This is a genomic window from Nostoc sp. (genome assembly GCF_036917975.1).
Taxonomy (GTDB): Bacteria; Cyanobacteriota; Cyanobacteriia; order Cyanobacteriales; family Nostocaceae; genus Nostoc.
This window is the reverse complement of record NZ_JBALEJ010000026.1, coordinates 1-12,984: the sequence shown is the minus strand read 5'-3', so window position 1 is coordinate 12,984 and position 12,984 is coordinate 1. Positions and strand designations below refer to the sequence as shown.

The 12,984-nt window shown below is 44.1% G+C and carries 8 protein-coding genes and 3 pseudogenes; all 11 read left to right on the top strand.

Annotation, left to right across the window (positions count from 1 at the left end; all coding sequences use genetic code 11):
* Positions 1-224 precede the first annotated feature (224 nt).
* A pseudogene (locus V7K76_RS12840) lies at positions 225-410 on the top strand (hypothetical protein); the annotation flags it as partial.
* 59 nt (positions 411-469) lie between these two features.
* Positions 470-1,524, top strand: a protein-coding gene (locus tag V7K76_RS12835; protein WP_334954034.1) for an IS630 family transposase whose coding sequence is annotated in 2 segments (ribosomal slippage) — positions 470-862 and positions 865-1,524 — 1,053 coding nt in all. Because the reading frame shifts where the segments join, the coding sequence is not laid out codon by codon here.
* Positions 1,525-1,731: 207 nt separating this feature from the next.
* The gene (locus V7K76_RS12830; RefSeq protein WP_334954035.1) at positions 1,732-2,223 is read left to right on the top strand and encodes a hypothetical protein; all 492 of its coding nucleotides are present in this window, start codon (positions 1,732-1,734) and stop codon (positions 2,221-2,223) included.
* Positions 2,224-2,680: 457 nt separating this feature from the next.
* Entirely contained in the window at positions 2,681-2,818 is a 138-nt protein-coding gene (locus V7K76_RS12825; RefSeq protein WP_334775048.1) for a hypothetical protein, read from the top strand.
* 235 nt (positions 2,819-3,053) lie between these two features.
* Positions 3,054-6,617 (top strand): helicase-related protein, encoded by a 3,564-nt coding sequence (locus V7K76_RS12820; protein ID WP_334775049.1) that lies wholly within the window; start codon positions 3,054-3,056, stop codon positions 6,615-6,617.
* Positions 6,618-6,684: 67 nt separating this feature from the next.
* Positions 6,685-7,323, top strand: a complete 639-nt coding sequence (locus tag V7K76_RS12815; protein WP_334775050.1) for a hypothetical protein — start codon at positions 6,685-6,687, stop codon at positions 7,321-7,323.
* Positions 7,323-7,550, top strand: a pseudogene (locus V7K76_RS12810) (DUF1156 domain-containing protein); the annotation flags it as partial. The gene V7K76_RS12815 and the pseudogene V7K76_RS12810, both read left to right, overlap by 1 nt.
* Positions 7,551-7,745: 195 nt before the next feature.
* Complete coding sequence (locus V7K76_RS12805; protein WP_334775053.1) at positions 7,746-9,941, top strand: DUF1156 domain-containing protein; 2,196 nt, start codon at positions 7,746-7,748, stop codon at positions 9,939-9,941.
* A 43-nt stretch (positions 9,942-9,984) separates the two neighbouring features.
* Positions 9,985-10,587, top strand: a complete 603-nt coding sequence (locus V7K76_RS12800) for a Uma2 family endonuclease (protein ID WP_334775051.1) — start codon at positions 9,985-9,987, stop codon at positions 10,585-10,587.
* A 146-nt stretch (positions 10,588-10,733) separates the two neighbouring features.
* A pseudogene (locus tag V7K76_RS12795) lies at positions 10,734-10,814 on the top strand (element excision factor XisI family protein); the annotation flags it as partial.
* Between the two features lie 91 nt (positions 10,815-10,905).
* Positions 10,906-12,906 (top strand): Swt1 family HEPN domain-containing protein, encoded by a 2,001-nt coding sequence (locus V7K76_RS12790; RefSeq protein WP_334775052.1) that lies wholly within the window; start codon positions 10,906-10,908, stop codon positions 12,904-12,906.
* The last annotated feature ends 78 nt before the right edge of the window (positions 12,907-12,984 follow it).

The window sequence follows — 12,984 nt, the reverse complement described above, 5'->3', positions numbered from 1 at the left end:
TGCAAACACTGACAAGCAAAAAAAGCTAAATAGCTTATTGACTCTCAATTTTCAGACATTTAAAAAAGTCCATGTTTTAGCCGTTTAGAGTATAATCAACTCTGAGCAAATACCACTGAGTTAGAAAAAGTGGCCTTGTGAATAAACCACCTTCTAAGCGCAACAAAGCCACCTCTGCTGCATCTAATGACGGTACACCACCACATGACAAAGACCTTGAGGATATCTCCCAGCAAGAAGACCCAGGTTCAGCAACAATTACGGTTACTGCCGTTGAAGTTCCAGAACTAACCGAGCAAGAAATTAGCGATCGCTTACTCCTAGAGAGAAAAGTGGAACGGGCGTTTTTTGAGGCAGGAAAGGCTTTGATGGAGTTACGCGATCGCAGATTAAGTAGAACGAGGTGGAAAAACCAAACTGTGTAAAGATAAGTAAATACGTATAATGTGTCTACGAAGGTAACAGAGATATGGGCAACCGTTTAAGGGTCTTTCTAACCAGAGAACAAGATAAAACTCTTTTCAACCTGAGAACGGCAGATGTACCCCAGAAAGTTAAAGACAGAGCAGAAGTGATTAGATTGAGCGCAAATGGTTGGTACGTAGAGAAGATAGCGGCTCACTTTAATTGGACAGCACAAACAGTGCGAGAAGTTTTGCATAGATGGGAGCGTCTTGGTTTAGAGGGACTTTGGGAAAAACCAGGGCGAGGAGGAAAATCAAGGTGGATGGAAGATGACATGGTGTTTTTAGAAGAATGTTTAGAGAAAGAACCTCGTACATATAACAGCGTTCAATTAGCCCAAAGATTAGAACAAGAACGCTCGATAACATTGAGTCCTGACTGGTTAAGGCAGGTACTAAAAAAAAGGGGATCATTTGGAAACGAACGAGAAAAAGTCATAAAGGAAAACAAGATCCAGTAGTACAGCAAGTTAAACAAGCAGATTTGGAAATGTTGGAATTGTCTGCGGCCGCAGGAGAAATTGATTTAAAGTATCTAGATGAATCAGGGTTTTGTGCTTGGAGTGAACCGAGTTACAGCTACTACTTCCGAGGCAAACAAAAACGTTTAGAGCAGAGCAAGCGTCGAGGTCGAAGGTTAAGTATTATTGGCTTTCTTCAACCGTTAATTAGTTTCGTTTACGGTCTAGTAATTGGAGGCGTTTCACGCAAATCTTATATTCAAATGATGGAGCTTGAAGCACTAGAAGCACAAAAAACGGGACGCATAAGAGTCATAGTGCAGTATAACGGCCCAATACATCGATGTAAAGAAGTGCAGGAGTTATGGCCAAAATGGGAAGAGATGGGTTTGTACATCTTCTTTCTACCCAAATATTGTTCGGAAATGAACCCGATTGAATTGGAGTGGCAACACCTCAAAAAAGATGAACTAGCCTCGAAAACTTTTGAAGATGAATTAGACCTCGCCTATGCTGTGATTGATGGAGTTCAAGCTAGAGCAGAGAAGGGAAATTACAGTACACAACGTATAAGATTTAACTCTAAATCTTCTCCTTAATTGTTTGTTACATAGTTATAAATTTTCTCCACGACTTACTTATATCGCTCCACGCACAAAACCTTTGATGAGTACTGTTTAGACAGGTTTGGCTACAATCGTTCTCGTTCTTACCAGCTAGTTGATGCGGCAGTTGTTGTGGACAACTTGCAAAAATGTCCACAAATTGTGGACATTTTGCCGACAGCAGAGGGGCAAGTTCGACCCATGACAAAGCTTGAACCCCAGGAACAGCAAGAAGCGTGGCTAAAAGCAGTAGAACTTGCTGGTGGTAAAGTGCCGACAGGTAGAATCGTCAAAGATGTGGTGCAAAGGATCATGGAGAGAACCCAAGTACCGAACACTTACCAAATCGGCGAAGTGTGCCAAATCGTAGTCAAAGACAACCCGGAACTCAGAGGCAAGGGTGGGTGTTGGGGTATCGTTAACCATGTGGGCGAATTCAGCTGTACTGTCAAAACCTGGGATGGCGAGTACACCGTTGGGTTGCAGCATCTGAAGTCTTTCAACTACCTACCCCAGGAATGTGAGCAGATGCAGTTAATCAGCGATCGCATCAGTCGAGTGTATTCCGATTCTCTGGAGGAGACAGTCAAAAGTCTGTTGCAGTTGTTAGGGAAGGTGAATCGAGCTTATTTAACGGCTGTCGAAGAGAAATTGTTGAAGGTTTTGGAGTCAGAGTATGGGAGAATATCCTAAACAATTTTGGCAAATTGGCATCCAATGTCTTTGGATTGCAGTTTCAATGGAGTTAGCAACACAACGGGAAAGTGAAGAAGTTGTACGAGGGAAAAGATAAAACTTCCCGCTTCTTGACATCCAGCTATGCCAGTTGTTTAGTTGAGTGCTGTAGAACCCCTCTACATGATTCATACAGCGCTCAACAGAGTTTAGTTCCCACTCTACAACTGGCTAGAAATTAACAAAACTCAATAGAATCTCAGAAGATGGGGATAGTTGATATTGCTTCCTTGGCGATCACGAGTTTGTGATAATCAGTTGACTATTCAGTATATTAATATACGTTGCAGTAATACATCCAGAAGTTTTTGGAGATGCTGGGGAAGCTGAAGCGGATTTATTTGACGGCTTTGGAGGAAAAATTGTTGGCTGTTTTGGAGTTTGAAATGGGGAACTGACAGTTGGGCTGAAGTATTTGAAGTCTTACGAATACCTAGCAGAAGAATGTCAGCAGATGGAGGAGATGTGCGATCGCATTACAAGGTTGCGGGAGAGCAAAAATCTAGAAGAAGCTGCCCGTGCTGTGCTGAAGCATCTGGGGGAACTAAAATGACCGTATTTGAGTACTGTAGAGGAAAAGCTGTTAAGTTTGATTGAGCAGTAATATGGGATTGTGTTAAAGTCTGACCACTGGGATAATCCCAAGAAAGCAAAAAAGATTGCTAGTCTCCTCCAAGAATTAGAAGCATTATTAATAGATGAATAACAAGCCTGTATTTCAGTTGACATATATATTCAACCGTTTAGTATAAAGAATGACTGATTATCACTAGAAAACTATATAGTAAATGCTGCTAGAGGATTTGACCAAGGGAGCTACAGTTAAAGGCATATTGCCCAACCAGGTAGTTACAGTTGTTGACGTAAAATGGTTTGGCTCTGATGTCGTTGAATTAACATACAAGGATGCTGGCGGTCGTCCAGGGAATGAGCTGCTGTATCGAGATCGCGAACCTACTTTAGAAATTGTCACTCAAGACCGCCCCTGGAGTTTTAACGCTGATGGTTCATTGTTGCGCCTCGTCTCGGAAGCGCACCGCATCCGCTTGGCTCATCTTTTTGACCCCTTGCTAGCTGTACATACTTCTTTAGTTGAACCTCTTCCCCATCAAATAACCGCAGTTTACGGGGAAATGCTCACCCGTCAGCCCTTACGTTTCCTCCTGGCCGATGACCCCGGTGCTGGTAAAACCATCATGGCGGGATTGCTAATGGCAGAACTTTCTATTCGCGGCGACCTGCATCGCTGCCTTGTTGTTTGCCCTGGCAGTCTAGCAGCCCAATGGCAAGATGAATTATACCAGCGTTTTCATCTACCATTTGAAATTCTCACTAACGATCGCATTGAAGCAGCCCGCACTGGTAACGCCCTAGCAGAGATGCCCTTGGTAATTGCCCGCCTAGATAAATTAAGTCGTAGTGATGACCTGCAAGCCAAGTTAGCCCAAACCGATTGGGATTTGGTAATCTGCGACGAAGCCCACAAAATGTCCGCTTCCTTTTTTGGTGGCGATATCAAAGAAACTAAACGTTACAAACTAGGGAAATTACTGTCCAGTGTCACCCGCAATTTCTTGCTAATGACCGCCACGCCCCACAACGGCAAGGAAGAGGACTATCAGCTATTTATGGCACTGTTAGACGGAGATCGCTTTGAAGGCAGATTTCGGGATGGCGTTCACGTCTGCGATACCTCCGACCTGATGCGGCGGCTAGTTAAAGAAGATTTGCTGAAATTTGACGGTACGCCTCTATTCCCAGAACGCTGTGCTTATACAGTTGACTACGAACTTTCCGACCAGGAAGCAGTGCTGTACAAGCAGGTAACAGAATATGTCCGTGAAGAGTTTAACCGTGCTGACGCTTTAGATAATCAAGGACGCAAGGGAACAGTGGGCTTTGCCTTGACTATTTTGCAACGCCGCTTGGCATCCTCCCCAGAAGCTATCTATCAGTCACTGCGACGGCGGCGGGAAAGATTGCAAAAACGCCTACGAGAAGAAGAAATATCGAAGCGCGGAAATGATGCCCAGATTGAATTGTCCACAGTCCTTATTGAAGATGTGGACGAATTTGAAGAAGATATTCCCAGTGATGAACGAGAAGCGACGGAAGAAGAAGTTGTTGACCAAGCATCAGCAGCGCGGACAATTGCCGAACTAAAAGTTGAGATTGCCCAATTACAACAATTAGAGCAGTTAGCCTTGCGAGTTCGTCGGAGTGGCACAGATAAAAAATGGGAGGAACTTTCCCAAATTCTGCAAAATGAAGCTGAATTGTTTGATGCTAGGGGTTATCGCCGGAAACTCGTGATTTTTACCGAACATCGTGATACTTTAAATTACTTAGAGCAGCAAATTACTACTCTCCTGGGAAATCCCGAAGCTGTGGTCACGATTCACGGTGGTATGGGGCGGGAAGAAAGGCGAAAATCCCAAGAAGCATTTACCCAAGACCCAGATGTACAAATACTGATTGCTACTGATGCAGCCGGGGAAGGAATTAACCTACAAAGGGCGCACCTGATGGTTAATTATGACCTACCTTGGAACCCTAACCGCCTAGAACAGCGTTTCGGGCGCATTCACCGTATCGGGCAAACCGAAGTTTGTCATTTGTGGAATCTGGTAGCCAAAGAAACCCGTGAAGGCGATGTCTACCTAGCTCTGCTGAAAAAACTAGAAATTGAGCAGGATGCCTTGGGCGGTAAAGTATTTGATGTTCTGGGTAAAGCCATTGATGGTGTGCAGCTGCGAGAACTGCTGATTGAAGCAATTCGTTATGGTGACTCTCCCGAAACCAAAGCACGACTGACCAAAGTTGTAGCCGAATACCTAGACCGCCAACGTCTGCAACAGTTACTAGAAGAAAAAGCCTTGGCACGAGATACGATGGATATCTCCAGAGTCCGGCAAATTCGGGAAGAGATGGAACGAGCCGAAGCCAGGAAATTACAGCCGCACTTCGTCGCCTCATTTTTCTTAGAAGCTTTTCAAAAGTTAGGCGGAACTGTTAGAGAACGAGAAACCCACCGCTACGAAATAACCTATGTTCCCGCCGTAATTCGCAACCGAGGACGGGTTGTAGGTACGCGGGATGCAATTTTGACACGCTATGAACGGATTTGTTTTGACAAGCAACTGATTAGCGTTCTGGGTAAGCCATTGGCAGCTTTAGTTTGTCCTAGTCATCCCCTGCTGGATGCCACCATTGACTTGATACTAGAACGCCACAGAGATGTCCTTAAACAAGGCAGTATTCTTGTGGACGAAAACGACCCCAGCGAACAAGTCCGCGCCTTGGTTTACTTAGAACATTCTATTCAAGATGCCCGCACTGATGCTGCTGGTAATCGTCGTATAGTATCGCGGCGAATGCAGTATGTAGAAATTGATTCATCCGGGCAGACTCGTAATGCTGGGTATGCACCTTATTTAAATTATCAGGCTTTGACAGAAGCAGACCAAGCATTGATAGAACCAATCTTAGAACAATCGTGGTTACTCAATGATATTGAAGCACAAGCAGCAGCTTACGCGATCGCTCACATCGTCCCCCAACACCTCCAGGAAGTCAAGCAGCACAAAGAGGAATTGATAGACAAGACAATGGCGGCGGTGAAAGACCGACTGATTAAGGAAATCAATTATTGGGATCATCGAGCCGCAGATTTGCAATTGCAAGAAATGGCTGGGAAGGTGAACGCCAAAATTAACTCAGGTAAAGCCAGAACAAGAGCCGATGACCTGCAAGCGCGTTTGCAAAAGCGGATGGATGAGTTGCAGCAGGAACGCCGTATTTCTCCCCTACCTCCTGTAGTGGTTGGTGGTGCATTGGTGGTGTCAATGGGGTTACTGCAACGCCTGCAAGGTAAGCGTCAAGCCACAGCTAATACTTTTGCCCAAGAAAAGCAACGGGTGGAAATGCTGGCGATGCAAGCGGTAATTGCTGCTGAACAGCAGTTGGGTTATGAACCAAAAGACGTGAGTGGTGACAAATGCGGCTATGATATAGAATCTCGCATTCCAGGTACGGGACGGCTGCGGTTTATTGAAGTCAAGGGGCGGATAGAGGGAGCCGATACTGTGACTGTTACCAAAAATGAAATTATTACTGCCCTGAATAAACCTGATGATTTTATTCTGGCACTGGTGCAAGTGCCTAAGTCCCAGGAATTTACCGAAGGTGATGTGTGGAAAGTGAAAGAATCACAGGGAAGTTACAAAGTGCGAGATAATGGCTGTGTTATTCGCTACGTACAGCGTCCCTTTCAAAAAGAACCGGATTTTGCCGTCACGAGCGTAAACTACAATTGGCAGGAATTGTGGCAACGGGGAAGTGAAGCAAGTTAACATTCTTTCTTGTTGGGAATTAGTCAAATTAATAAACAAAAGCTTAATTAAAGACTGATAGAACTATATGAAAGCTAAAATTGTTATTCGTAAAGTAGAAAATAAATTTTATGTAGCTGATATTCCTGGGCTAAAACCAACTTGTCATAGTTTAGGAAATTCTATTAAAAAAGTATTAGAAGATATTTATAAACAGTTAGCTGGGACTACGTTTGAATTAAATCAATCAGAGCCTGTGACATTGAATAAAGAAGATAATTTATTAGAAATCTATATAGAGCCAGGACAGCGTTATCCTGTCACAGAACTGCGAACATTTGAAGAATATGCCCTACAAATTCTGGAGATGCTTCCGGGTGCGCGTGCAGAAAGAACACCGGATGTAATTCAGATTAATTTGGGTGATTTCCGTGATGAAAAAGGAATTGTGGTTATTCTCACGTCAGAGGCAATTGAGTTAAGATTACCGACGCTTGAGTGGTTAGGGTCGCATACGTCTGTTAGATCAAGTAAGCTGTGGAAGCGGATTGATTTAGATAATTCAAAAAGCTTTGATATTCCTCAACTTATAGCTTCTGCTCAGGAAGCACAATCCAAAACTTTCGGTGTATGTAAATTTTGTTCTCAAAAAAAGCCGTCTGGATGGATGTCACAGCAAGATGTATGTCAAAGTTGTGCTGAAAAACATTTAGGAATTGTCTATTAATGAAGAAAAAATTAATTGAAGTTGCTTTACCTTTAGAAGCAATTAATAAAGAATCTGCGCGAGAAAAATCAATCAGACATGGACATCCTTCTACATTACATTTATGGTGGGCTAGATGACCTTTAGCTACTTGCCGTGCAGTATTATTTGCTTCATTAGTAGATGACCCTTCCAGTCACCCTGATAAGTTTCCTACAGAAGCAGCGCAGGAGCAAGAAAGACAACGTTTATTTGATATTATTGGCAAAATTATTACAGTTGAAAAAAAGGGTAAAACTGAACAAATAGTTCAAGGTTTAGTTTCTTGGGATACTTTAAATAATCCTGAAATTATCCTAGCTGCTCAACGAGAAATAGCTCGTTCTATTGCTTGGAATCGCGGTGAAGAACCACCAAAAAATGCAGAAGAAATTCGTGCATATTTGCAAAAGTATGCACCTCCTGTTTATGACCCATTTTGTGGTGGGGGTTCAATTCCTTTAGAAGCGCAACGGTTAGGTTTAGAGGCGCATGGGAGTGATTTAAATCCTGTGGCGGTGCTAATTACCAAAGCATTAATTGAAATTCCGCCGAAGTTTAAGGATAAACCACCAGTCAACCCAGAGGCGCAAAAGAAGTTGAAAACGGCTCGGTGGTATGGGGCGCAGGGGTTAGCGGAGGATGTGCGATATTATGGCCAATGGATGCGGGATGAGGCTTTTAAGCGGATTGGGCATTTGTATCCAAAGGTTATCTTACCACAGGAGTATGGCGGCGGTGAGGCGACGGTAATTGCTTGGTTATGGGCGCGGACTGTGAAATGTCCTAACCCGGCTTGTGGGGCGCAAATGCCTTTGGTGCGATCGTTTGCGCTTTCGACTAAGAAGGGTAAGGAAGCTTGGGTTGAGCCTGTAATTGACCGCAGTCAGCACCCACCAATTGTGAGTTTTGAGGTGCGTAATGCTGGGAAGGCACCAGATGGAACTGTTAGTCGCAAAGGTGGCGTTTGTATTTGTTGCGGTACACCAGTACCTTTTGACTACATCCGCACTGAGGGTAAAGCTGCAAGGATGAACGTTCAGTTAATGGCAATAGTAGGTGAAGGTGAGCGTCAACGGGCTTATGTGTCGCCGAATGAGGAACAGAAAAAACTTGCAACTTCAGTACAACCAGATTGGAAGCCTGATGCTGATTTGCCTGAAAATCCGAGAGATTTTAAAACACCTAATTATGGAATGCGTACATTTGGCGAACTTTTTACAAATCGTCAGCTTGTAGCCTTGACAACTTTTAGTGCCTTGGTAAGCGAAGCAAGGGAAAAGGTAAAGCTTGATGCTATGAGCATTGGGATACCTAATGATAACTTACCGCTTTGTGAGGGTGGTATTGATGCCACAGGTTATGCTGATGCAATAGCAATTTATTTAGGCTTGAATGTTAGTAGATTAGCAAATCGTAGTTCTACAATTTGTTTCTGGGATAATCTCGGCGAAAACATTCAACAGGTATTTGCACGTCAAGCAATTCCAATGACTTGGGATTTTGTAGAGGGTAATCCTCTCTCAAATTCTACTGGAAATTTCATTGGTCAGATTGACTACCTAATAAAAGTTCTTGAATTAAGCCCTAGTAATTCAATCAGTGTAGTCAAGCAAATGGATGCTGCTAAACTTAATAGTTCAATATCCCCACTAATCTCTACAGATCCACCTTATTATGATTCCATAAGCTACGCTGACCTTTCAGACTTTTTTTACATTTGGCTCCGTCGTTCATTGGGAGAGGTATATTCCCAACTTTTTAGCACTTTACTAGTCCCAAAAGTACAAGAGTTAGTTGCTACACCTTATCGATTTGGTGGTAATAAGAAAAAAGCTAAAGAATTTTTTGAGGAAGGTTTATTTAAAGCATTTACTAAAATGCGTGAAATAGCAGATTATAATTATCCGCTTACAGTTTACTATGCTGTCAAACAAGCTGAAACAGAAACAAATAAGGAAGAAGATAGCGAAACTCATTCATTAGTTGCTTCAACTGGATGGGAAACGATGCTTGAAGGGTTAATTCAAGCTGGTTTTACCATCACTGGCACTTTACCAATGCGGACAGAACTGGTAACAAATCTCAAAAAAAATATTAGCGCCCTCGCCTCATCCATCGTCCTTGTCTGCCGTCCCCGCCCAGAAACCGCCCCCTCCACCACCCGCCGCCAATTCCTCAACGAACTCAAACGGGAACTCCCAGAAGCCCTAAAAAACTTACAACAAGGCAACATCGCCCCCGTAGACTTAGCCCAAGCCAGCATCGGCCCTGGTATGGCAATATTCTCCCGCTACACCAAAGTCCTCGACGCTGACGGTTCCCCCATGCGGATACGTACCGCCCTGCAAGAAACTACCCAGTACCTCATCCGCACCCTCGACCAAAAAGGAGAAACTGGTGCTGCCACCATGTTATCCCAGTTAGGCGATCGCGGCGAAATAGCACGAGACTTAGCTTATCGCTTGTACAACATCTGCGACAGAAAAAGCTGGACACAAGAAGCCATTGCTTACAACAGCCTAGTCATCTCCTGGGCAGAAATTTCTCGCCTCGCCGCAGAAACCACGCCAGAACCAGTGCAAAGAGAGTTGTTTTAAAGCTTCGTTAAAATAAAACTACCTCCTGTCACAATATAAATTTATGACTTACAGCCCACCTAAACTCCTCACTTTCGAGCAATTTTTAGTCGAGTATGGGGATAACCCCCGTTACGAACTCATTGACGGAGAACTACGTGACATGGAACCAACTGGCCCTCATGAAGAAGTTTCAGGAAATATTACGGGGAGAATTTATGCTGAAATTCTTCGTTCTAATTTAAACTGGCTGATTCCAAAAACTTGTTTGATTAAGCCACCTGCTGCTGAAGCAACAGCACTCCGTCCAGACGTTATTGTTCTAGATAAAGCAAAACTTAGCAACGAACCACTTTGGCAAAAAGAACCGATTATTTGTAATGGCAATACTATTCAGTTAGTTGCTGAAGTTGTGAGTACAAATTGGCAGGATGATTATGCCAGAAAAGTTGAAGAATATGCCTTTCTGCAAATACCAGAATATTGGATTGTAGATTTTCGCGGTTTAGGTGGCTTACAATTTATCGGTAATCCCAAACAACCTACCTTCACAATCTGTCAACTAGTTAATGGCGTATATCAGCAGCAACAATATCGCTTGGGAGATACTATTTTCTCTTCTCTGTTTCCCAACTTACAACTTAAACTTGACGATATTATGCCATAGTGGCCTTATCATATTTGGCAGTGCGCGACAGCATATTTACAGCTTTGTTTGAAGAAGCAATTGGTATACTTTTAAGAGAAATTAATAACAAAATTTGCATACAACGGGATGATACCGAAGATGGCGTGACCTAAAAGTTAGTAGCCGCAGGTATTCCAAAAGAGAAAATTGTTTTGGGATTTTACCCGTCTAATCTTAGGGAACACACGGGGTATGCTATTAAGTAAGTTTTAAAATATACTATAAATTAAGGCAGCCACTTACGCTAACTAAGAGCCTAGCCGGAAAAGTTCTTATTTTATTGTCTAAAATTTAACTATGGCTATTAGTAACCGCGAACGAGTAGGTAGAGCCTTAGAGTCACTACAACAAGGCTTATATCCCTTTGTAGAACGGGAAATGCGGTCAAAATACGGTGATAAATGGGTAGTCGCCGCTACTCCTTTTGTATCAGAAGATCGTAACCTGCGCCGCCCTGTTGCCCAAATTCTCAAACAGGATGTCTCGGAACTGCTGAAAGTGATGTGGAATCAGTGGCGAGATTTATTTAAAGAAACTCTAGGCAATGCGGAAAAAAACTTAGTTGGCGAGTTAATGGTCACGCGCAACGCTTGGGCGCACAATGACGCTTTCTCTACAGATGACACCTATCGCGCCCTCGACAGCATTACCCGCCTCCTCACTGCTATCTCCGCCCCAGAAGCTGATGCTGTGGAAAAACAAAAACAAGAACTACTCCGCATCCGCTTTGATGAACAAGCCCGCCGCGAAACTCGCAAAGCTGCTGTGACAGCCATAGAAACCAATCCCGTTGGCGGTCTAAAACCTTGGCGAGAAATAGTCACCCCTCACCCCGATGTCGCTTCCGGTCGCTACCAGCAAGCGGAATTCGCTGCTGATCTGTGGCAAGTTTACTTAGATAAAGGTTCTGATGAATACCGCTTGCCTACAGAATTCTTTCGCCGCACGTATTTGACTGAAGGACTTAAACAACTACTGAGCAACGCCTTACTCCGCCTGTCAGGTCAAAGCGGCGACCCTGTAATTGAACTGCAAACCAACTTTGGCGGTGGTAAAACCCACGCGATGCTGGCATTATATCACTTGTTCTTTGGAGTTTCTGCAAGCGAATTACCAGGATTAGAACCAGTGTTTGCCACGGCTGGTGTCTCAGAACTGCCTGAAAATGTCAAAACTGTTGTCTTAGTAGGTAATAAAATATCCCCCGGTCAACTGCACCAAAAGAAAGACGGTACTGTTGTGAGAACACTTTGGGGCGAAATAGCTTGGCAATTAGGCGGTAAAGAAGGTTACGAGATGGTGCGAGAAGCCGACGAAACCGCCACTAACCCTGGTGACAACCTCAAACATCTATTTAACCGCTATGCTCCTTGCGTCATTCTCATTGATGAATGGGTATCCTACGCCCGTCAACTCCATGATGGCAGGGATTTACCAGCAGGCAGCTTTGATACTCACTTCACCTTTGCTCAAACCATAAGCGAATCAGCCAAAAACGCAGATCGCACATTGTTAGTAGTCAGTATACCTGCTTCTGACATTGAAATTGGCGGCGATAGAGGTAAAGAAGCCCTCAACCGCTTGAAAAATGCTATTGGTCGGGTTGAGTCCCCCTGGCGACCTGCGAGTGCAGAAGAAAGTTTTGAAATTGTGCGTCGTCGCTTATTCCAACCACTTACCGATTCCAACTTATTTGTTGCCCGTGATGCAGTGGTACGTGCATTCAGCGAAATGTATCGCACCCAGTCCCAGGAATTCCCCTTAGAGTGCCGAGAAGCAGACTACGAACGCCGCCTGAAAGAAGCCTATCCCATCCATCCCGAACTTTTTGACCGCCTTTACAGCGACTGGTCTACCTTAGATAAATTTCAACGCACTAGGGGTGTACTGCGGCTGATGGCTAAGGTAATTCACTTTCTCTGGGAGCAGAGCGATCGCTCTTTAATGATTCTACCGGCTAATGTGCCTATGGCTGATACCCAAGTGCAGTCAGAACTCACCCGCTACTTAGAAGACTCCTGGGTGCCTGTCATTGAAAAGGACGTGGATGGTACTAACTCCCTGCCCGTTGCCCTCGATGGTCAAAATCCCAACCTGGGACGCTACTCTGCTTGTCGCCGCGTCACCCGCACTATTTACCTTGGCTCTGCTCCCACTTTAAGAGCCGCTAACCGAGGTTTAGAAGACCGCCGCATCAAACTCGGCTGCGTCCAGCCTGGTGAAAGTGCTGCTACCTTCGGTGATGCCCTGCGCCGCCTTAGCGACCAAGCCACTTATCTCTATAGAACTCTTGCATAAATATTTTGTGGTATGATATTGGGTTATTTTAATTTGAGATTTGGCAATTAGAATAGGAAGAAATTATCAATTTTTTCG